Genomic DNA, 379 nt, shown 5'->3' with positions numbered 1-379 from the left:
GGCGCGACAACCGGCTTGGGCGCAGTAGCCGGGGCCGCCGTGACCGGCGCAGCGCTGCGGGCCGGTTCGGGCGCGGGGATCAGCGCAGCCGCAGCCATCGCACCGACGCCGAGCGCCGCCACGATCCCCGTCCGCACCATCCATCCACCTGCGCGCATCAATCTCCTCCGGTCCATCAACGCCAGATCGTGCATCGGGGTGCGCCTGACCACCCCCCGATTTGGGCGCGTATCGCTGTGGGACAGGATGCAGCGGTGTTAACTAGCGTCAATCCTCCCCCGCCAGGGGGAGGTGGCGCGCGCAGCGTGACGGAGGGGGCGGAAGCAAAACGGCAAGAGGCGACAGGACGCAGCCGCCCTCCCCCTCCGTCGCCTTCGGC

The 379-nt window shown here is 71.5% G+C and carries 1 protein-coding gene; it reads right to left on the bottom strand.

Annotation, left to right across the window (positions count from 1 at the left end):
- Positions 1-194: hypothetical protein (locus AX681_RS22065; protein WP_197424301.1), on the bottom strand; the 194-nt coding region annotated here is incomplete at its 3' end.
- Between the last annotated feature and the right edge of the window lie 185 nt (positions 195-379).

Origin of the sequence: Sphingomonas sp. CCH9-E2, from assembly GCF_001557215.1 — a bacterium.
Classification (GTDB): domain Bacteria; phylum Pseudomonadota; class Alphaproteobacteria; order Sphingomonadales; family Sphingomonadaceae; genus Sphingomonas.
This window is presented reverse-complemented; position numbering and strand designations above follow the sequence as displayed.